Annotated in this window: 16 protein-coding genes; 6 read left to right on the top strand and 10 right to left on the bottom strand. The window is 72.3% G+C overall.

The window, feature by feature from the left end; all coding sequences use genetic code 11:
* Positions 1-2: 2 nt before the first annotated feature.
* From ACZ4NB_RS10795 to ACZ4NB_RS10805, 3 genes are all read right to left on the bottom strand, one after another.
* Entirely contained in the window at positions 3-1,460 is a 1,458-nt protein-coding gene (locus ACZ4NB_RS10795; protein ID WP_467660118.1) for an AAA family ATPase, read from the bottom strand.
* A gap of 13 nt (positions 1,461-1,473) precedes the next feature.
* Positions 1,474-2,190 carry a Flp pilus assembly protein CpaB gene (gene cpaB, locus ACZ4NB_RS10800; RefSeq protein WP_467660120.1) on the bottom strand — a complete coding sequence of 239 codons (717 nt, stop codon included), beginning with the start codon at positions 2,188-2,190 and terminating at the stop codon, positions 1,474-1,476.
* A 76-nt stretch (positions 2,191-2,266) separates the two neighbouring features.
* Entirely contained in the window at positions 2,267-3,580 is a 1,314-nt protein-coding gene (locus tag ACZ4NB_RS10805; protein ID WP_467660121.1) for a hypothetical protein, read from the bottom strand.
* A gap of 315 nt (positions 3,581-3,895) precedes the next feature.
* Here ACZ4NB_RS10805 and ACZ4NB_RS10810 point away from each other — a divergent pair, with 315 nt between their 5' ends.
* Positions 3,896-4,927, top strand: coding sequence for a chitinase (locus ACZ4NB_RS10810; protein WP_467660123.1), 1,032 nt, complete (start codon positions 3,896-3,898; stop codon positions 4,925-4,927).
* A 79-nt stretch (positions 4,928-5,006) separates the two neighbouring features.
* On the opposite strand, the gene ACZ4NB_RS10815 is transcribed toward ACZ4NB_RS10810, so the two are convergent.
* Positions 5,007-5,882: a trypsin-like peptidase domain-containing protein gene (locus ACZ4NB_RS10815; protein ID WP_467660125.1), complete on the bottom strand. Its 876-nt coding sequence runs from the start codon at positions 5,880-5,882 to the stop codon at positions 5,007-5,009.
* 247 nt (positions 5,883-6,129) lie between these two features.
* Between ACZ4NB_RS10815 and ACZ4NB_RS10820 the strand changes: the two genes are divergently transcribed.
* Positions 6,130-7,479, top strand: coding sequence for a M14 family metallopeptidase (locus ACZ4NB_RS10820; RefSeq protein WP_467660127.1), 1,350 nt, complete (start codon positions 6,130-6,132; stop codon positions 7,477-7,479).
* A gap of 55 nt (positions 7,480-7,534) precedes the next feature.
* Here ACZ4NB_RS10820 and ACZ4NB_RS10825 read toward each other — a convergent pair whose 3' ends face one another.
* The 4 genes from ACZ4NB_RS10825 to ACZ4NB_RS10840 all read right to left on the bottom strand — a co-directional run bounded on the left by ACZ4NB_RS10825 (position 7,535) and on the right by ACZ4NB_RS10840 (position 11,362).
* A complete protein-coding gene (locus ACZ4NB_RS10825; protein ID WP_467660129.1) occupies positions 7,535-9,058 on the bottom strand; it encodes a GntP family permease in 1,524 nt (507 codons plus the stop codon).
* 137 nt (positions 9,059-9,195) lie between these two features.
* Complete coding sequence (locus tag ACZ4NB_RS10830; RefSeq protein ID WP_467660131.1) at positions 9,196-9,606, bottom strand: RidA family protein; 411 nt, start codon at positions 9,604-9,606, stop codon at positions 9,196-9,198.
* Positions 9,603-10,364 carry an IclR family transcriptional regulator gene (locus tag ACZ4NB_RS10835; RefSeq protein ID WP_467660133.1) on the bottom strand — a complete coding sequence of 254 codons (762 nt, stop codon included), beginning with the start codon at positions 10,362-10,364 and terminating at the stop codon, positions 9,603-9,605. Before ACZ4NB_RS10835 ends, ACZ4NB_RS10830 begins: the two co-directional genes overlap by 4 nt.
* Positions 10,361-11,362, bottom strand: coding sequence for a sugar kinase (locus tag ACZ4NB_RS10840; protein ID WP_467660337.1), 1,002 nt, complete (start codon positions 11,360-11,362; stop codon positions 10,361-10,363). The genes ACZ4NB_RS10835 and ACZ4NB_RS10840 overlap by 4 nt, the downstream gene beginning before the upstream one ends.
* A 271-nt stretch (positions 11,363-11,633) precedes the next feature.
* Here ACZ4NB_RS10840 and ACZ4NB_RS10845 point away from each other — a divergent pair, with 271 nt between their 5' ends.
* Both ACZ4NB_RS10845 and ACZ4NB_RS10850 read left to right on the top strand, forming a co-directional pair.
* Positions 11,634-12,923 (top strand): amino acid deaminase, encoded by a 1,290-nt coding sequence (locus ACZ4NB_RS10845; protein ID WP_467660135.1) that lies wholly within the window; start codon positions 11,634-11,636, stop codon positions 12,921-12,923.
* A gap of 11 nt (positions 12,924-12,934) precedes the next feature.
* Positions 12,935-14,569 carry an N-acyl-D-amino-acid deacylase family protein gene (locus tag ACZ4NB_RS10850; RefSeq protein ID WP_467660137.1) on the top strand — a complete coding sequence of 545 codons (1,635 nt, stop codon included), beginning with the start codon at positions 12,935-12,937 and terminating at the stop codon, positions 14,567-14,569.
* A gap of 3 nt (positions 14,570-14,572) precedes the next feature.
* Here the strand turns inward: ACZ4NB_RS10850 and ACZ4NB_RS10855 are convergent, their stop codons facing one another.
* Positions 14,573-16,744, bottom strand: a complete 2,172-nt coding sequence (locus ACZ4NB_RS10855) for a P-loop NTPase fold protein (RefSeq protein WP_467660139.1) — start codon at positions 16,742-16,744, stop codon at positions 14,573-14,575.
* Positions 16,745-16,933: 189 nt separating this feature from the next.
* On the opposite strand from ACZ4NB_RS10855, the gene ACZ4NB_RS10860 reads away from it, so the two are divergent.
* Entirely contained in the window at positions 16,934-18,145 is a 1,212-nt protein-coding gene (locus tag ACZ4NB_RS10860; RefSeq protein WP_467660141.1) for a pyridoxal phosphate-dependent aminotransferase, read from the top strand.
* 84 nt (positions 18,146-18,229) lie between these two features.
* On the top strand, positions 18,230-18,673 hold the full coding sequence (locus ACZ4NB_RS10865) for an SCO4983 family protein (RefSeq protein WP_467660143.1): 444 nt from the start codon (positions 18,230-18,232) through the stop codon (positions 18,671-18,673).
* 255 nt (positions 18,674-18,928) lie between these two features.
* Here ACZ4NB_RS10865 and ACZ4NB_RS10870 read toward each other — a convergent pair whose 3' ends face one another.
* Complete coding sequence (locus ACZ4NB_RS10870; protein ID WP_467660144.1) at positions 18,929-20,761, bottom strand: phosphoenolpyruvate carboxykinase (GTP); 1,833 nt, start codon at positions 20,759-20,761, stop codon at positions 18,929-18,931.
* Positions 20,762-20,767: the final 6 nt, after the last annotated feature.

Below are 20,767 nucleotides of genomic sequence, written 5' to 3' on the forward strand. Positions count from 1 at the left end.
GCTCAGCCCTCCTCGTACGGACCGGCCGGATCGAACGGTCCGGCGCCGCCCGACGCCGCGGCCGGCCCCCGCCGCGCGCCGAACCGGGTACCGGACCCCGAACCGGCCCCGGAGGCGGACCCCGCCGCCGGACCCGGACCCGTCCCGGAACCGGGAGCCGCCCCCGCCGTGAGTGCCTTGCGCTTGCGCCCCGTCAGCGACGGACGCGCCCGATGGCTGCCCCGCCCCTGCCGGGCGGCCGGTGCGTCCACCAGCCCCAGCTCACCCGCCAGCGCCCACAGCGCCTGCTTGACCGTCGACCGGCCGTCCAGGTCCTGCATCCGGCCGGCGTCGACGCAGGGCTGCAACTCCTTGAAGGCGGCCGGGACATGGGTGCGGGCCACCTGGGTGCCGGTGGCCTTGGCGACCAGCGGCGGCTGGATCTCGGTGCTGCGGGTGAGGCGGTTGACCACCGTCGTGGTGTCCTCGGCCTTGCGGATCTGCAGCCGGTCCCACAGCCGCACCTGCCGTTTGGCGGCGCGTACGGCGACCACGTCCGGGGTGGTCACCAGCAGGGCGGCATCGGCGAGTTCGACGGCGGCGGCGTTCGCGGACTGCATCTGGGAGCCGCAGTCGACCAGCACCACCTCGTAGCGGGAGCGCAGCGCGCCGATGATCTGGCGGGCCGCGCGGTCGTCGACCTCCTCACCGCGCTCGCCCTCCTCCGGTGCCAGCAGCAGCCCCAGCCCCGTGTGGTGGTCGTGCACCGCGTCCTGGAGCACCCGTACGGAGATGTCCTGGATGCCCGCCAGGTCGACGATCGAGCGGCGGAACTGGACGTCCAGGTAGGAGGCGACATCGCCGGACTGGAGGTCGAGGTCGACCAGCGCGACGCTGCGGCCCGCGGCCCGCGCGGCCAGCGCCAGCTGCACCGCGGTGACGGTCGTGCCGACCCCGCCCTTGGCGCCGGTGACGGTCACCAGCGTCCCGGCCGGCCCGGGGGCGGCCTCCGGGCTTCCCCCCAGGTGGACCCGTACGCCCGCCGACCACTGGGCGGCGGCCTGCACCCGGGCGGCCAACTCGTCGTAGCCGAGCGGCAGTCCGACGATGCCCCGGGCGCCGGCGTCCATCGCCGCGGCGAACAGCGCGGGCCCGGCGTCCGTGGTGATCAGCACCACGCCGACCGCGGGGAAGCGCAGCGCCACCTCGCGGATCACCTCCAGCGCCGGTGTCGGGCCGATCCGCTCATGGACCAGCACGACCTCGGGGAGCGCCTCGACGGCCGAGGACGCGCCCGCGGGCGGGGTCTGGCCCGCGGGCGGGGCCGCACCGCTTCCGGCGGCGCCGGCCAGGGCGTCGAGCAGCGCCGCGGAGTCGGCGACGGCGGGCGCCGGCTCGGCGTCCGGCAGCTGGTCGAGCAGCGAGCCGACCGCGCGTGCGGCGTCCGGGTCGCCGATCGCGGCGAGGATGCGGATGGTCACCTGAGCCTCCCGGTCACTTGTCGCCGTCGAGGGTGTAGGTGCGCTGACCGGGCGGGATGGCGGCCTCGTTGCCCGGGGCGAGCAGGGCGAGCCGTACGTGGGAGGCGAAGGACTCGGCGTACGCGACCCGCTGGGCGTCCCGGGTGTCCAGCGCGAAGGTGATCGGGACGGCCTCGCCGGCCTGCCGGCCGGTGGTGGTGTCGCCCGGGTCCTTGGCCTCCAGGGGCTTCAGCCGGCCGACGTCGATGACCTGGGCGCCGGCCACGATGACCTTGGAGACCGGCTTGTCCTCGGGGCGCTTGCCCTCGAAGGTGGCGTAGATGTTCACCCGGGCACCGGGGTTGATCTTGCCGGCCACTCCGGTGGCGGCGTCGATCATGATGGCGATCTCCTGCTGCCCGGGCTTCAGCGCGGGCCGCTCGACGACCATGTCGACCTGGAGCAGCGAGCCCTTCTTGAGCGGGGTCACCGCGATCTTGCCGCTGACCTTGTCCAGGTCGGTCACGGCGGTCGGCGGCAGCCAGCGCTCGGGCATCCTCACCTTTTCGAACTGCCCCGGATCCAGCGGTTTATAGGCCGCGACATCCGTCCTGAGCCGGTAAGCGGTCTTTTCGGGGCCGACCTTGGACTCGACGTTCTTGATCACCGACAGTACGCCGACGAACGCGCCGACCGCGCACAGGAGCGACAGGACCAGCAGGATCACTCCGCGGCGCTGACGTGAGTTCATGGGGCAGGGACCTCGATCGGGACGGGGGACGGGGCGGGCGGTCGTCGTGGGTGCGGGCGGCCGGGCGCGGCAGGGGTCAGCGCACGCGGGCCACCGTCCGCGGGGCGCCGGGGACTTCGCGGCGGCCGGAGAGGTCGGGGTGGCCGGGCGGGTCGGGAGGGCCGGCGAAGTCGGGGTGGCCGGGCAGGTCCCAGCGGCCGGGGGCAGCGGGGCCGTCGCAGGCGTAGGGGTTGCCCGGTACGGGGCGCCCGGACCCGTAGGGGGTGCCCGCAACTCCGCTGCCCGGTCCGCCCGTTGCGACGCCCGGCCCGCGGACGTCCAGCTGCCCGGGTCCGGTGCCGCCGGGCGCACCGCCGCGTACGCCCGTGTGGCCGGGCACCCCCGAGGGCGCCACCGGGGACAGGCCGCGCTCCGTCCACGGCGCGGGCGGCCGCCCGGCTTCCGCGGCCGGGTCCTGGGCGGATGCCGGCTGCGCGGGAGTGGCCGGAGCCGGCGCGGTGCCCGGCTCCGGCGCCGCTATGGCCGCGGGGTGACGCCCGGACGACCCGCCCCGTGCGCTCCGGTCCCGTGCCAGCGGCGCCGCGCAGAACGCGCAGTGGTCGCCGAGGACCTCCAGACCGCACCAGCCGCACTCCGCACGCCGTACCGAGGCCACCAACTGGCGGAGCACGGACGGATCGGGGATGGCCGCGGCGAACTCGATCAGCTTCTGGGTCCCCCACCACCGGGCGGACTCCGCCGGCAGCCGCTCCTCGTACACCGCCTGCACCTGCCAGGCCGGGGCGAGCGAGGCGGTCACCCACTCCGCGGTGAGCTGGCCGCGGGCGACCGCGAGCTGGGTGGCGAACCCGGGGGCCGGCAGCCCGGCCTCGGTGCTGTGCCGGTCCAGGTGCAGCAGCCGCGGCTCGGGGTTGGCCAGCACCGCGAAGTGCGCGCCGGGCAGCCAGGACTTCATATGGGAGCGCAGATCGACCTCGACCCGGTCCAGGCCGCTGACGCTGCCCAGCAGGGCGCCCGCGTGGATGTAGTGGCTCAGCAGCCGCGCCGAACTGGCCAGCACCCCGGGGCTGAAGCCGCACAGCGACAGCTGCCGCAGCTGCCGGGCGAGCAGCGCCACGCCCAGCGGCGGCAGGGGCACCGGCACGATGGCGAACCGGTCGCTCTCCAGGACGGCGCGCAGGGTGTGCAGCCGGCGGACGTGCTCGGGCGGGCAGGCGGAGGAGTACAGCGCGATGAGGTGGCCGTGGTGCTCCAGCACGGCGGCCAGTTCCGTGAGCGCGTCGTCCAGCGGCTGGCGTCGAGGCGCCTGGAGGACGACGGCGGCGGGGGTCTGCCGGTCGGTCGCCGGCAGCGCGAGGTCAGGGCTGGTGACTGCAATCGCGGTCGGCACGTCGCTCCCCCACTCCCTTTGGCCTCCGGGGGTCCCGGGACCGCGGATCGGCACAGCTCTGCGCCATCGGCGCCATACGCTCAGCACTTTATCCACAGAGATACGCCCCAGAGAACACGTTCTGGGCTACTCGTCATCACGAGCGGCCCGTAGGGAAATGGCGCGCACCCCCCGAGCGACGGCTGCGGGAACACCGGCCCGCGTCCGGGCCCTTGACAGGCGCAATGGTCTGGACCACCTTGTACGGCAAGCGCAGGGGCCCCTGAATGCGCATCCGCACCACTCCCCCCAACTTCCCCCCACTCGGAGGCAGTCGTGGTTCGCGCACGATCAGGAAGAGTCACCAAGCGGCTGCCGGCCGGGCTGGCCGCCGCCGTACTGGCCTCGGCCATCGCCCTCGTGGCCGGCACCGCCAACGCGGCCGAGGACCACCCCGCCCCGGCGCCGCCCGCCGCGCACACCGCCGCCGTCCCCGCGCACGCCCTCACCGGCTACTGGCAGAACTTCGACAACGGCGCGACGGTGCAGAAACTCAAGGACGTCGACGACGCCTACGACATCATCGCGGTCTCCTTCGCCGACGCGACCGGGCAGCCGGGCGGCCTCACCTTCCACCTGGACCCGGCCGTCGGCTACGGCTCGGTCGACGACTTCAAGGCGGACATCAAGGCCAAGCAGGCGGCCGGCAAGTCGGTGGTGGTCTCCGTCGGCGGCGAGAAGGGCTCGGTGTCCGTCAACGACGACACCTCGGCCAAGAACTTCGCCGACTCCGTCAACACCCTCATGGACGAGTACGGCTTCGACGGCGTCGACATCGACCTGGAGAACGGGCTCGACTCGACCTATATGACCAAGGCGCTCAAGGCCGTGCACGCCGCGCACGGCGACGTCGTGGTGACCATGGCGCCGCAGACCGTCGACATGCAGTCGCCGCAGAACGAGTACTTCAAGACGGCGCTGGCCGTCAAGGACTTCCTGACCGTCGTCAACATGCAGTACTACAACAGCGGTTCGATGAACGGCTGCGACGGCAAGGTCTACGCACAGGGCACCGTCGACTTCCTGACCTCGCTCGCCTGCATCCAGCTGGAGGGCGGTCTCGACCCGTCCCAGGTCGGCATCGGCGTCCCGGCGTCCTCGAAGGCGGCCGGCAGCGGGTATGTGGCACCGGACGTCGTCAACGCCGCACTGGACTGCCTCACCAAGGGCAGCGGCTGCGGCTCGTTCAAGCCGTCGAAGACCTACCCCGGTCTGCGCGGCGCGATGACCTGGTCGACCAACTGGGACGCCGCGAACGGGGGCGAGTTCGCCGGCCGGGTGGGCGCCCACGTCCACGGCCTCCCGTAGAGCGCCACCCCCCACAGCCAGGCCCCGCGCACCCGCGTGCCGGGGCCTGGCTGCTCGCATGTCACGCTCCCGCGTCAGCTCACCTGCGGGTCGCCGCCGGCTTGGGCAGCTCGCATCCGGCGGCGCTCAGGTCCAGCTTGTTGCCGGTGCCGAAGCACTTGGGGATGCCGTAGGTCTCCTGTGCGTAGTTGATGCCCTTGCGCACGGTGACCTTGCCGTTCTCGTCCACCTCACAGGGGTTGTTCACGGTGCACTTCTCACCGTTCTCGTTGCCCGTGTTGTTGATGGCCGCGACCTTGCCGGTGGCGGTGTCGACCACCGGCGAGCCGGAGGTCCCGCCTATGGTCTTGCACTCCGGGGTGTAGCGGACGGAGTCCTTCCAGGTCCAGTCGCCCTCCTTGAGGGTGGGCACGAACCCGTCGATGCCGCAGGAGTAGATCTTCTTCCAGTAGCCGGAGACCACGCTGATCGCGGCGCCCTTGGCCGGGTGCTCGGTGGCCAGCTCCAGCGGCTTGATCCCGTACTTCTGCTCGATCTCGGCGTAGGTCGAACCGGTCTCGTAGAGCGAGACGTCGGTGTCGGTCATGGTGGCGTAGGCGACCTTGGTGGCCTTGATCGTGCCCAGTGCGCCGGCCGACTTGTCGAGCAGGGTGAAGCCGCGGCTGGACGGCTGGTCGACGATGACCTCGCCCGCGCCGGGCATACCGCTTTCCAGACAGTGGCCGTTGGACATCACCAGGGCCGGGTCGTTCTCCTGCGAGGTGGGCATCTTGACCACCGAGCCGGAGCAGTTGCTCAGTGCGACGGTGCCGGCGAAGTCGACCGCCTTGGTCTTGTGGTGCGCGCCGTGGTGCGCCGCCCGGTCGGGCGCGGCGTGGGCCGTTCCGATGGTGCCCGTCAGGGCTGCGGCTCCCAGCACGGCCGTGGCCAGGGTGCCGACGAGAGGTCTGTTCATGTGGGGGTCCTCTCAGCTTCTGTCACCGAACGCCTCCGAGGGCCTTCGGCTTTGTCGTGCGCATTGTTAGCGCCACGGCCCGGCGAGGCAATCAATTTCCCGTAAACGACGGCAAGTTGACGGATTCGGCGGTCGGCGCCGGCCACCAGGACTCCCGCACTTATGGCCAGCCCACACCTTGACCCAGCCATGCCAAAGCTCAACACTGACGCCGTCGCTTCGACTCACACCCCCCACAGGAGACCGCATGCGACCACGAATACGCGGCGGACGCACCACCGTCCTCGCCGCACTCCTCTCCCTCGCGCTCGCCGGCCCGATCGCCGCGGCCGCCCAGGCGCAGAACGCACCGACCGGCCGAGGCGCCGGCGCCGCCCACGCCGCCGAACTCCCCCACCAGTACGAGGTGACCGGCCCCGCCACCGCCGCGACCCGCTCCGCCCTCGCCGCGACCGGCGTCAGCATCGACGAGGTCCACGCCCGGTCCGTCGTCGTCACCGCCGACCGGGCCCAGGCCGAGCTGGTACGCCGGCTCGGCCACCGGGTGCGCCAGTTGCCCGACCCACCGGGCGTCGGCAAGGGCAGGCCGTCGTCCCGCGTGAAGGACTTCCCGCAGGGCTACACCGGCTACCACACCTACGACGAGGCCACGAAGGAGATCGACGGCCTGGTCGCCAAGCACCCGGACATCCTCAGCAAGCAGAAGATCGGCACCTCCCACGAGGGCCGGGACATCATCGCCCTCAAGGTGAGCAAGAACGTCACCAAGGACGAGCAGGAACCCGAGGTCCTCTTCACCGCCCACCAGCACGCCCGCGAGCACCTCACCGTCGAGATGGCCCTCTACCTCCTGGGCGAGTTCACCTCGAAGTACGGCTCCGACGACCGCGTCACCAAGATGCTCGACTCCCGCGAGATCTGGATCATCCCGGACCTCAACCCCGACGGCGGCGAGTTCGACATCGCCTCCGGCGACTTCGCCATGTGGCGCAAGAACCGCCAGCCCAACAAGGGGTCCAGCGAGGTCGGCACCGACCTCAACCGCAACTGGGACTTCAAGTGGGGCTGCTGCGACGGCTCCTCCACCGACCCGGGCGACGAGACCTACCGCGGCCCCTCCGCCGCCTCCGCCCCCGAGGTGAAGGTCGTCTCGGACTTCGTCCGCAGCCGCGTCGTCGGCGGCACCCAGCAGATCAAGACCGCCATCGACTTCCACACCTACAGCGAACTCGTCCTGTGGCCCTTCGGGTTCACCCACGACGAGACCGGCGAGGGCATGACCCAGGACGACCACGACGCCTTCGCCGCCATCGGCAAGAAGATGGCCGCCTCCAACGGCTACACGCCCGAGCAGTCCAGCGAGCTGTACATCACCGACGGCGCGATCGACGACTGGCTGTGGGGGGACCAGAAGATCTTCGCGTACACGTTCGAGATGTATCCCTCCTCCTCCGGCTCCGGCGGCTTCTACCCCCGGGACTCGGTGATCCCGAAGGAGACGGCCCGCAACCGGGAGGCGGTGCTCCAGCTGCTGGAGACCTCCGACTGCCCGTACCGCGCGATCGGCAAGGAAGACCAGTACTGCAAGGCGAGTTGACCGGCTGCCCGGTCCGTCCTGGACGGACCGGGCACCACCCGTGAAGCGACAGGCCCTAGACGACCAGGCTCACCAGCGCGGCCACGGCGAACCCCGCGACCGAGAGCACGGACTCCAGGACCGTCCAGGACTTGAGCGTGTCGCGCTCGGTGATCCCGAAGTACTTGGAGACCATCCAGAAGCCGCCGTCGTTCACATGCGAGGCGAAGATCGAGCCCGCCGAGATCGCCATGATGACCAGGGCCAGGTGGGCCTGCGACAGGCCCTGACCCTCGACCAGGGGGACCACGATCCCGGCCGTCGTGACGATCGCGACCGTCGCCGACCCCTGGGCCACCCGCAGGACCAGCGCGAGCAGATAGGCCAGGACGATCACCGGCAGACCGAGGTCGTGGAAGGTGTCGGACAGGGCGGTGGCCACCTGGCTGCCCTTGAGCACGGCGCCGAAGACGCCGCCGGCGCCGACCACCAGGATGATGTTGCCGACCGGCTTCAACGACGCGGTGGAGACCCGCTCCAGCGACGTGCGCGACCAGCCGCGGCGGATGCCCAGCAGGTAGTACGCCAGCAGCAGGGCGAGGGTCAGCGCGACGAAGGGGTGGCCGAGGAACTCGATGACCGAGCGGCCGGTCGAGGGGGCCAGGGCGATGGAGGAGAAGGTCGCCAGGAGGATGAGCAGCAGGGGCGTGCCGATGATGGCGAGCACCGCGCCGAGCGCGACGGGCCGCTCGCTCCCGGTGGCGCCCGCCGCCCGCTGCTCGGCGGCGACGGCCGCCCTGGCCTCGGCCGCGGCCTCGACCATGTCCTGCGGGACCGCGACGAACAGGCGCCGGCCGATCCAGGCGGCGTACCCCCAGGCCGCGAGCACGGCGGGGACACCGCAGACGACACCCATGAGGATGACCCAGCCCAGGTCGACCTCGAACAGGCCGGCCGCGGCGACCGGTCCCGGGTGCGGCGGCAGGAAGGCGTGGGTCATCGACAGGCCGGCCAGCAGCGGCATGCAGTAGAGGAGGACCGACTTGCCGGTGCCGGTCCCGTCCGCACCGGGCCCGTCGGATGCCCGGGGGAGCTTGGCGACGGCGTACACGATCGGCGCCAGGACGAAGATGCCGACGTCGAAGAAGACGGGTATGCCGAAGATCAGGCCCGTCATCCCCATGGCCAGCGGGGCGCGCTTCTCGCCGAAGAGGCGGAGCAGTCGGGTGCTCAACACCTCGGCGCCGCCGGAGACTTCGAGGATCGCGCCGAGCATGGTGCCCAGGCCGATGATGATCGCGACATGGCCGAGGATGCCGCCCATACCGGTCTCGATCATCGAGACGGCGTCGGACTTCTGGACCGTGCCGAAGAGTTCGGTGACGGAGAGGCCGGCGGCCAGGCCGACGGCGAGCGAGACGCCGAGCAGCGCGACGAAGGGCTGCAGCCGGACCTTGATGATCAGGAAGAGCAGGAGGGCGACGCCGAGGGCGGCGACCGTCAGCAGTCCCGCGGTGCCGGGTATCAGGGCGAGCAGGCCGCCGGTGTGCGGTGGGGTGGCCGGCGTGGGGGCGGGCGCGGCCGCGACGAACAGGGACATGAGGGGGGACCTCGTAATTCCATGCGTCTTTCAGGGCAGGAGGGATCGCGGCACGGCGCCCGGGAGAGCGTGCCCGGGGGCGCCGTGCCGTGACGACGTACGGCTTGCGGGGTGTTCAGCGGTGCCGGTCCGGGGCGTCAGCCCAGGACCGCGAGGGCGTCGATCTCGATGAGCAGGCCCTTGGGGAGACCGACGTAGACGGTGGTGCGGGCGGCGGGGGCCGCCGTCAGGCCCTGTTCCTCGAAGTAGGCGTTGTAGAGCGCGTTCATCTCGGCGAAGTGGTCCACGTCGGTGAGGTAGACGCGGATCATCATCACGTCGTCCCAGGTGGCGCCGCCCGCTTCGAGGACGGCGTGGACGTTGGCGAGGGTCTGCCGGGTCTGCTCGCGCAAGGTGGGGCCGGCGGGCGTGGGGGGCTGGCCCTCGACGGCGGGCAGGAAGCCGACCTGGCCGGCGACCTGGAGGATGTTGCCCTTCTTGACGCCGTGGGAGAACGCCGCGGGCGGGGTGGTGTGGGTGGCCGGGGTGATCGCGGTCTTGTCCGTCATTCGGTGTCCTTTACTGGGGTCTTGCCGGAGTACTCCCGGCTGATCGCCTCGGCGGTGCGGCGGACCAGCGGGAGCAGTGCGAGGAGTTCGTCGGCGCTGACGACGACGTTCGGCGCGGAGACCGACATGGCGGCGACGGCCCGGCCGTCCGCGCCGCGGATGGGCGCCGCGACGCAGTTGATGGACTCCTCGTGGCCACCGAGGTCGGTGGCCCAGCCCTGTTCGCGGACCTTGGCCAGTTCGGCGAGGAAGGCCGTGGCGTCGGGCGTCGAACGGGACGTGTAGCGGGGGTAGTCGAGCCGCTCCGCGAGGGCGCGGCGCTCGGGCCCGGGCAGGTCGGCGAGGAGCAGCTTGGCCACGGCGGCGACCGTTATCGCGACGGGCTTGCCGATCCGGGAGTACATCCGGACCGGGTAGCGGCTCTCGACCTTGTCGATGTAGAGGACCTCGTTCTCCTCGTGGACGGCGAGGTGGACGGTGTGTCCGCACTTCTCGTTGAGTCCGACGAGGTGGGGGTGGGCGATCTCGCGTACGTCGAGGTTCTCGACGGCCTGCTGGGCCAGTGCGAAGAGCCGGGCGCCGAGGCGGTAGCGCTGGTCGGGCTGGCGGTGGACGAGCCCGTGCTCGTGCAGCGTGCGCAGCAGGCGCAGCGCGGTGGACTTGTGGACGCCGAGTCGGTCGGCGACCTGCCCCAGGTCGGCGGGCCCCTCGGCGAGCAGCGGCAGGATGCTCAGCGCGCGGTCGACGGTCTGACTCATGGCGTGGATACCTCCTCGACGGCCCGCTCGTCGGCTGTCGTGGCCTTCGCCCAGCCGGGGCCGAGGTGCAGTGTCCCCCAGGCCGCCGCGCCGAGGGCGGCGAGGCGGTCGGCGTGCGCGCGGGAGGGGGGCGGTGTCAGGTCACCGGGGACGGTGAGGACCGCGGCGGCCCACAGGTGGCCGTGGCGGACGCGGGTGGGGACGGGCAGGCCGCGGAGGGTGGCGGAGAGGTATCCGGCGGCGAAGGCGTCGCCCGCCCCGACGGCCGCGACCACGTCGACGCGCGGGGCGGGCTCGGTGTGCCGGCCGCCCCGGCCGTCGTAGGCGACCGCGCCCGCGGCCCCGCGCTTGACGACCAGGGTGGCGGGCTCGGGCAGCGCGGCGCGCAGCGCGTCCGGGCCGCCGGTGATGCCCCAGGCTTCGGCCGCCTCGTCCTCGCCGACGAAGACCAGATCGGCACCGCGGGCGAGGTCGAGCAGGACGCGGGCGTCGTCGGCGCCCTGCCACAGGCCGGGCCGGTAGTTGACGTCGAAGGAGACGAGCGGGCGGCCGTGGGCGGGGCGGGGCGCGGTGAGTTCGCGCAGCAGGCCCAGGCAGTCGGCGGAGAGCGCGGCCGTGATGCCCGACAGGTGCAGCACCCGGCCGGCGCGGATCGCGGCCGGGTCCAGGGTGGCGGCGGACATGGCCGAGGCGGCGGAGCCCGCCCGGTAGTAGGCGACTTCGTGGGCGTCGGTGCCGCGGTCGCCGGCCGTACGGAAGTAGACGCCGGTCGGGCGCAGCGGGTCGCGCCGGGCGAAGGAGACGTCGACGCCGCAGCCGGCGATGGCGGAGAGCAGGTGGTCGCCGAAGCCGTCGGCGCCGACGCGGGAGATCCAGCGGGCGGTGTGTCCGGCGCGGGCGAGGGCGCAGGCGACGTTGGATTCGGCGCCGCCGATGGCGCGGTCGAAGGACGGCACGTCGGCGAGCCGCCCGGGGCGGCTGGGCAGGAAGGTGACCATGGACTCGCCGAGGCAGACGACGTCCGGGGCGGGTGCGCCGTCCTGGGCGGTGTCGCCGCCGGCGTTCGAGGACCTGGTCACGATCGGTTGCGCTCCTTCGCTGGGCGGCTCGTGCGGGCGGTGTCCGGGGCGTTGTGCCGCCGCGTATCCGGCCGCGTCCGGGCCGTGTTTCCGCACCATTGACCGGGCGATGGCTCGGATGTTAGACAGCTGTCAGCGATATGCGCAACGAGTGTTGCAGAGAGTGCAACAAGATCTTTGAGGAGGCCCCATGGCCGGCGAGCGGCTCACCCAGGGACTCGGGGAACTCGCGGACGAACGGGTCGACCACCGCTTCAAGGCCCTCCCCCCGGACGCCGAGGGGCTGACCGTCGGCGAGCTGGCCGCCGAGCGCCGCAACCTGTTCACCGGCGGGTTCACCACCCCCGTCCTGGCCCTGGCCGCCGACTCCGTCGAGCACAACCTGGCACTGATGGAGACGTACTCCACCCGGCACGGGTTGGCCTTCGCCCCGCACGGCAAGACCTGCATGGCCCCGCAGCTCTTCGCCCGCCAACTGGAGCACGGCGCCTGGGGCATCACCGCGGCCGTCCCCCACCAGGCCCGGGTCTACCGCACCTTCGGCATCCAGCGGATCTTCCTGGCCAACGAGGTCGTGGACCCGGCCGGGCTGCGCTGGCTGGCCGGCGAACTGGCCGCCGACCCGGACTTCCGCTTCGTCTGCTACGTCGACTCGCTGCGCGGTATCGAGCTGATGGACGTGGCGCTGCGGGAGGCCGGGGCCGTCCGCCCGGTGGACGTGGTCATCGAGCTGGGCGCCGGCGAGGGCGCGCGGACCGGCGTCCGCACGGAGGCCGAGTGCCTGGAACTCGCCGACGCCATCGCGGGCGTGGACACCCTGCGCCTGGTGGGCGTCGCGGGGTACGAGGGCGAGGTGCCCGACGCCGACACCGAGCGGGTGACCGCCTGGCTGCGCCGGCTGGTGTCGCTGGCCGTGGAGCTCGACAAGGCGGGCCGGTTCGCCGACCTCGACCAGATCGTGGTCAGCGCCGGCGGCAGCGCCTGGTTCGACACGGTCGCCGAGGTCTTCGAGCAGCTCCCCGAGCTGTCCGCGCCGGTGCTGAAGCTGCTGCGCTCGGGCGCGTACGTCAGCCACGACGACGGCCACTACCGCAACCTCACGCCCTTCAACCGCATCCCCCAGGAGGGCGCGCTGCAGCCCGCCTTCCGGCTGTGGGCGCAGGTCGTCTCCCGCCCCACGCCCGAGCAGGCGTTCCTCAACGCGGGCAAGCGCGACGCGGCCTACGACCTGCACCTGCCGCGGGCCCAGGTCGTCCGCTCCGGCCGGGACGGCACCGAGCGGCCGGCCGACGGACTGACCGTCACCAAGCTGTCCGACCAGCACGCATGGCTGGCCACCGAGCGCTCCGGCGACGTGGAGGTCGGCGACTGGGTGGGCCTGGGGCTGTCGCACCCCTGCACCTCCTTCGACAAGTGGCAGCTCATCCCGCTGGTCGAGCGGGACGGCACGGTCACGGACTTCATCCGCACGTTCTTCTAGGGGGCCCGGCGGTGGAAGACCTCGTCATCCGCGACGCGGAGGTCGCCGACGGCAGCGGCGCGCCCTCCTACCGCGCCGATGTGGTGGTCGGCGGCGGCCGGATCACCGCGATCGTCAAGGAGGCCGCGGCGGCGGGCTGCCAGCGCCCCACCGCCCGGCGGGAGCTGGACGCCGAGGGCCTGGTCCTCTCCCCCGGCTTCATCGACATGCACGCCCACAGCGACCTCGCGCTGCTGCGCGACCCCGACCACAGCGCCAAGGTCGCACAGGGCGTGACCCTCGAAGTCATCGGCCAGGACGGGCTGTCGTACGCGCCGGTCGACGACCGCACGCTCGCCGAGGTGCGCCGCGCGATCACCGGCTGGAACGGCTACGGCGAGGGCGAGGTCGACTTCTCCTGGCGGTCGGTCGGCGAGTATCTGGACCGCCTCGACCACGGCTTCGACGGCCGCGGCATCGCGGTGAACGCCGCGTACCTGATCCCGCAGGGCACGGTCCGGATGCTCGCGGTCGGCTGGGAGGACCGCGCGGCGACGCCCGAAGAGCTGGACCGGATGCGGCGGTTGGTCGCGGAGGGCATGGCGCAGGGCGCGGTCGGGATGTCCTCCGGGCTCACCTACACGCCCGGCATGTACGCCGACGACGCCGAACTCACCGAGCTGTGCCGGGTGGTGGCGGAGTACGGCGGCTACTACTGCCCACACCACCGCTCCTACGGGGCGGGCGCCCTCGCGGCGTACCAGGAGATGATCGCCCTCACCCGCGAGGCCGGCTGTGCGCTGCATCTGGCCCACGCCACCATGAACTTCGGCGTCAACGAGGGCCGCGCGCCCGAACTGCTGTCCCTCCTGGACGCGGCCCTGGACGCCGGCGCGGACATCACCCTCGACACCTACCCCTACACCCCCGGCTGCACGACGCTGGTCGCGATGCTGCCGAGCTGGGCCGGCGAGGGCGGCCCGGAGGCGGTGCTGGCCCGGCTGCGCGACGAGGCGACGGCCGAGCGGATCCGGCACGTCATGGAGGTGGAGGGCGCGGACGGCTGCCACGGCGTGCCCATCGACTGGGACACCGTCGAGATCTCCGGTGTCGCGGACCCGGCCCTGGCCGGCCACGTCGGCCGGACCGTCGCCCGCACCGCCGCCGAACGCGGCGAGGAGCCCTGGCAGACCGCCCGCCGGCTGCTGATCGACGACCGCCTCGGTTCGACGATCCTCCAGCACGTCGGCCATGAGGACAACGTCCGCCGGATCATGCGCCACCGGGTGCACACCGGCGGCAGCGACGGCATCCTCCAGGGCGACAAGCCGCATCCGCGGGCGTACGGCACCTTCCCGCACTACCTCGGCGGTTACGTCCGCGAGTCCGGCGTGCTGTCGCTGGAGGAGTGCGTCGCCCATCTGACCGGCCGCCCGGCCGCCCGGCTGCGGCTGCCCGACCGGGGCCTGGTGCGCGAGGGCCACCGCGCCGACCTGGTCCTCTTCGACCCGGCCACGGTCGCGGCGGGGTCCACCTTCGACGCCCCCCGCACGCTGCCGACCGGGATCCCGTACGTCCTGATCGACGGCCGGTTCGTGATCGAGGACGGGCGGCGCACGGACGTGCTGGCGGGGCGGACCGTACGGGGGACGGCCGGCCGCCGCTGACGGTCACAGGGAGGGGAAGAACCCGGTCTGCGACAGTCCCCGCCGGGACGGCTCCCCGTCGCCCGGCGGGGTCCGCTCCTGGGCCCGGCCCTGCAGCGCGAGCAGCACCAGTTCGCGCAGCTCCTGCTCGTTGTTGGTGAGCGAGGCGCCCAGCGCGGCGGCCCGCTCCTCGCGTTCGGCGGACCGCCGGATGGTGAAGAAGACCACCGGGCCGTCGTAGTTGCCGTCCTCCTGCAGCCGCCGCACCATCTCGAAGCCGGCGGAGTGGTCCGAGCCCCGGCTGATGTCGGAGACCAGCAGGTCCGGGACGCGGTTGCGGAGGGCCTGTACGGCGGCGGCGCTCCTGTGCACATGGCTGACCTGCGCCCCGAGGCCCTCCAGCACCTCGCGCACCACGGCCTTGCGTTCCGGCTGGTCGTCGACCCACAGGACGTCGAAGACCGGGGCGGCCGGGTACGGGCTCGGCTGCGGGTAACCGCCCTGCTGTGGGTATCCGCCCTGGGGGTATCCGCCCTGGGGGTATCCGCCCTGCTGTGGGTACCCGCCCTGCTGGTAGGCCGAAGGCGGCACCGGGGGCTGCGGCGCCTGTTTCGCCTTCGGCCGACCCTGCTGCGGCATCTGCGGCACCGCCGCCCCGTAACCGCCGTACGTCCCGTCGCCCGGCCACGCCAGCGGCGGGCCGAACCCGGTGGCGTAGCCGTCAGCGCCCGACCCCAGCCCCTGCCACACCGGGGCCCACTCCTGGGACATCCGGGTCGGCTCCGCACCCGGGCCCAGCGGGCCCTCGCGCAGCCGCAGCAGCAGCTGCCCGGCGTCCGGGCGGGCGGTCAGCTCGTCCACCAGGGAGGTGAACGCCGGATTGACCACCAAGTCCGGGAACTCGTTGGGCAGTTGGCGCTCCAGTACGGCCAGCACCTCGTCGCCGCCCGCACCGAGCGGCCGCGGCAGCACCAGGTCGTAGCGCGCGAGGAAGTCGCGTACGGCGGCCTCCTCGCCGGGGGCGCCGGCGGGCGCCAGCAGGGTCCGCCGCACCTCGCGGTAGGTCCGGAACTCGGCCACCACATCGTCGTCGACGGTGCCCGACGGGCCGGTCATCATGCGGTAGAAGTCGGGGTAGAAGTACTGCAGCAGCAGCGTCCTGATCACCGCGTCCGGCCCGAAGTCGCGCCAGACGGGGTTGAGGGTGGCCTCCAGGACGAAGCCGTTCACCAGGCGCTTGATGCGGCGCGGATTGCGGTCCGAGCGCTGCGCCAGCAGGTCGACCAGGGCGTCGTCGAGCAGCGGCTCGATACCGGCGGTCCGTGCGCACCAGCGGATGTAGTCCTTGACGCCGTGGTTGTCGGCGGCCGGGATGCGGTAGCTGGTCTGGAAGATCTTCTCCATGAACGCCGAGCCGGCCGGCGACAGATCGCGCAGCAGCCCGTTCGGGCCGAGCGCGGAGCGGTCGCAGCCGACCACGAACGCCAGCCCCGGTACGTCCAGATAGACCTTCACCGCCTCGCAGACGGCCAGCACGGTCTCCTCCGAGCAGCGGTCGAGGTCGTCGATGAAGACCACCAGGAGCCGGCGGGGCCGGAACTCGGCGGTCTCGGACCACTCCTGGACCAGATCGCCGATCGCGCCCCGCATCGCGTTGCGGGCCTGGGAGTCGACGGACAGGCTCTTCCACAACTCGTCGACCAGACCGGCCACCCCGAGCGGCCCGGCGGCGACGGTGCTCAGCGCCCGCAGGGCCCGCAGCAGCGCGCGCCGCTCGCTGACCCGCTGCAGTCCGCGGCGCAGCACCCGCCGGTCGAAGCGCATCAGAACGGACTTGATCAGCCCCTCCAGCGCGTCGGCGCCGGTCGAGGTCCAGGCGTTGTACCAGACGGTGTGCACCTCGGGGGCGTGCGCCAGCTCCGCGTCGACCAGCCGCATCAGGCTGCTCTTGCCCATGCCCCAGCCGGCGTCGACGGCGAGCGTGAAGGGGGTGGCGGAACGGGAGGCGACCAGCAGCCCGGCGAGCTGCCGGGCGGCCCGGCCGGCGCCGAGCAGGTCCGCGCCGGGCTCGGCGACCGGTTCGTCGTTGAGCAGGGCGAAGGGACCGTGTGCCGGCGGTGCGGACGCGGCCGGCACCGGCGCGGGGAGCGGTAAGCCGGGTGTGCTGGGCGGGGGCAGGGGTGCCGAGGTGGCCATGCGCCCGGAGCGTACCGGCGTACGCGCCCGCGCGCCTGTCTACGGTGAAATCACCAGGGCCCGCGGAATCAGCGGCGCGGCGCGCACCCCGCGGGCGGTCACCACCCGTGAGGAACCCCACACCATGCGCTGATCGACGTGGGGAAAAACACCGGGCGGGTACCGAAACGCGCCCGTAAGGTGGCGGACATGCAGGTGATCCAGTCAACGAAGCTCGCCAACGTCTGCTACGAAATCCGTGGCCCGGTGCTTGAGGAGGCCATGCGCCTGGAGGCGGCGGGTCACCGCATCCTCAAGCTCAACACCGGCAACCCCGCGGCGTTCGGCTTCGAGTGCCCGCCCGAGATCCTGGAGGACATCCTCCGCACGGTCGGGACGGCACACGGCTACGGCGATGCCAAGGGCCTGCTCTCCGCCCGCCGCGCGGTGATGCAGCACTACCAGACCAAGGGCATCGACCTCTCCGTCGACGACATCTACCTCGGCAACGGCGTCTCCGAGCTGATCCAGATGTCGATGCAGGCGCTGCTGGACGACGGCGACGAGGTGCTGGTCCCGGCCCCGGACTACCCGCTGTGGACGGCGTCGGTCTCCCTGTCCGGAGGCACGGCCGTGCACTACCGATGCGACGAGCAGGCGGACTGGATGCCCGACCTCGCCGACATCGAGCGCAAGGTCACCGACCGCACCAAGGCCATCGTCGTCATCAACCCCAACAACCCCACGGGCGCCGTCTACGACGACGAGCTGCTGCGCGGCATCGCGGAGATCGCCCGCCGGCACAACCTGATCGTCTGCGCCGACGAGATCTACGACCGGATCCTCTACGACGGCGCCACCCACACCCCGTTCGCCTCGCTCGCCCCCGACCTGCTGACCCTGACGTTCAACGGTCTGTCCAAGTCCTACCGGGTGGCGGGCTACCGCAGCGGCTGGATGGCGGTCTGCGGCCCCAAGGCGCACGCCGCGTCGTACATCGAGGGGCTGACGATCCTGGCCAACATGCGGCTGTGCGCCAACATGCCGGCCCAGCACGCGGTGGCCACCGCGCTCGGCGGCCGGCAGTCGATCAACGACCTGGTGCTCCCCGGCGGCCGCCTGCTGGAGCAGCGCGACACGGCCTACGAGCTGCTGACCCAGATCCCCGGCGTCAGCTGCGTCAAGCCGAAGGGCGCGCTGTACGCCTTCCCGCGACTGGATCCGAAGGTCTACAAGGTCAAGGACGACCGGCAGATGGTCCTCGACCTGCTGCGCGCCGAGAAGATCATGATCGTGCACGGCACCGGCTTCAACTGGCCGGAGCCGGACCACTTCCGGCTGGTCACCCTGCCCAGCAAGGACGACCTGACGGACGCGGTCACCCGGATCGGCTCCTTCCTCGACGGTTACGGACAGTACTGAGCCGATCCGACCCCTGTACGGAACTCAACTTTAGACAGCGTCTAAGCTAGGATGGCTTCCTGAACGTATTCAGGAGGCTGTCCCATGTACGAACCGATCCGCACGAAGTCGGTCCACACCATGGCCGCCGCCCCGCAGATCCCGCACCGCTCCCGTGAGGAAGAGCTTCAGATCCGGCTCGCCGGACAGCTGACCGCGCTGCTCACCGTCACCGACGAGCTGCACGCCCTGGCGGTGCGGGCCGAGACCGCCGAGGCCCGGGAGCTGGACGCCGCCGCGCTGGCCGCCGCCGCCGACCGCATCGCCGAGCAGGTCGCGCGGCTGAGCGGCGGCCACTACCCGCTGCGCGCCGAGCCCAGCGACGGCGGCGCCGCGCCGCGCGTCGAGGCCCTGCGGCAGCGTGCCCGCTCCCTGGCCGGGAACGCCCTGGCGGTCGCCACGTCCCGGGACGACGCCGCGGCGATGACCCTGGCGGCGGAGCGGCTGGCGGCGCACGCCGAGCCACTGCCGGATCTCGCCTCGGCCTGACGGCGGGCCGAGGCGACGGCGGCGGGCGGGCGGAGCCGACGGCGCCCGGTCGGCAGCGGCAGGCACCGCCGGCGTCACCCGACCGGACCAACCGGTACCGGAGATCTCAACCGGTACGGAGACCTCAACCGGTACGGAGACCTCGAAGCCACCGCCGGCCCCCGGCCCGTCCCTGTCCGCGGCCGCCCGCCGCGGGGAACGGGCCGGGGCCCCGCACGCGTGCGTGCGGGGCCCCGGCCGGGTGTGCGTCGGCGGCTACTGCTCCAGCCGCTGGACCAGCGCCCGGTACTCGTCCCACAGCTCCTTGGGCGTGTGGTCGCCGAAGGTGTTGAGGTGCTCGGGCACCAGGGCGGCCTCCTCGCGCCAGATCTCCTTGTCGACGGTGAGCAGGAAGTCCAGGTCGGCGTCGGCCAGTTCGAGGCCCTCGGTGTCCAGGGAGCCCTTCGCCGGCAGGATGCCGATCGGCGTCTCGACGCCCTCGGCGCGGCCGTCGAGGCGGTCGACGATCCACTTCAGCACGCGGCTGTTCTCGCCGAAGCCCGGCCAGACGAACTTGCCCGCGTCGTTCTTGCGGAACCAGTTCACGTAGTAGATCTTCGGCAGCTTCGACTGGTCCTTGTCGGCGCCGACCTTGACCCAGTGGGCCATGTAGTCGCCCATGTTGTAGCCGCAGAACGGCAGCATGGCGAACGGGTCGCGGCGCAGCTCGCCGACCTTGCCCTCGGCCGCGGCGGTCTTCTCGGAGGCCACGTTCGCGCCGAGGAAGACGCCGTGGTTCCAGTCGAAGGACTCGGTGACCAGCGGCACCGCCGAGGCGCGGCGGCCGCCGAAGAGGATCGCCGAGATCGGCACGCCCTTGGGGTCCTCCCACTCGGGCGCGATGATCGGGCACTGCGAGGCGGGCACGGTGAAGCGGGCGTTGGGGTGGGCGGCCGGGGTCGCGGACTCCGGCGTCCAGTCGTTGCCCTTCCAGTCGGTGAGGTGGGCCGGAGTCTCCTCCGTCATGCCCTCCCACCAGATGTCGTTGTCGTCGGTCAGGGCGACGTTGGTGAAGACGGAGTTGCCCCACAGCGTCTTCATGGCGTTGGCGTTGGTGTGCTCGCCGGTACCGGGCGCGACGCCGAAGAAGCCGGCCTCGGGGTTGATCGCGTAGAGCCGGCCGTCCTCGCCGAACCGCATCCAGGCGATGTCGTCGCCGATCGTCTCGACTGTCCAGCCGGAGATCGTGGGCTCCAGCATGGCGAGGTTGGTCTTGCCGCAGGCGGACGGGAAGGCGGCGGCCACGTACTTCGACTCACCCTGCGGCGGCGTCAGCTTGAGGATCAGCATGTGCTCGGCGAGCCAGCCCTCGTCGCGGGCCATGACGGAGGCGATGCGCAGGGCGTAGCACTTCTTGCCCAGCAGCGCGTTGCCGCCGTAGCCGGAGCCGTAGGACCAGATCTCGCGGGCCTCGGGGAAGTGCGAGATGTACTTGGTGGAGTTGCACGGCCACGGAACGTCCTGCTCGCCCTCGGCCAGCGGGGCGCCCAGGGTGTGCACGGCCTTGACGAAGAAGCCGTCGTCGCCCAGCTCGTCCAGGACGGCCCGGCCCATACGGGTCATGGTGCGCATGGAGACGGCGACGTACGCGGAGTCGGTGATCTCCACACCGATCGCGGACAGCTCGGAGCCGAGCGGGCCCATGCAGAACGGGACGACGTACATCGTCCGGCCCTTCATCGAACCGCGGAAGATGCCGCCCTCGCCCTGCGCGCCGGCGAAGATCTCCCGCATCTCGGCGGGGGCCTTCCAGTGGTTGGTCGGCCCGGCGTCCTCCTCCTTCTCGGAGCAGATGAACGTGCGGTCCTCCACGCGCGCGACGTCGGTCGGGTCGGAGGCCGCGTAGTAGGAGTTGGGGCGCTTGATCGGGTCGAGCTTCTTGAACGTGCCCTTGTCGACGAGCTCCTCGCACAGACGCTCGTACTCCGCCTCCGAGCCGTCACACCAGACGACCCGGTCGGGCTGGGTGAGCGCTGCGATCTCGTCGACCCAGGAGATCAGGTCTTGGTGACGGGTCGGAATGGTGGGAGCCGCGTTGTCGCGCGCCACGATCGC

The sequence above is a fragment of the Streptomyces sp. NPDC026575 genome (assembly GCF_055567415.1).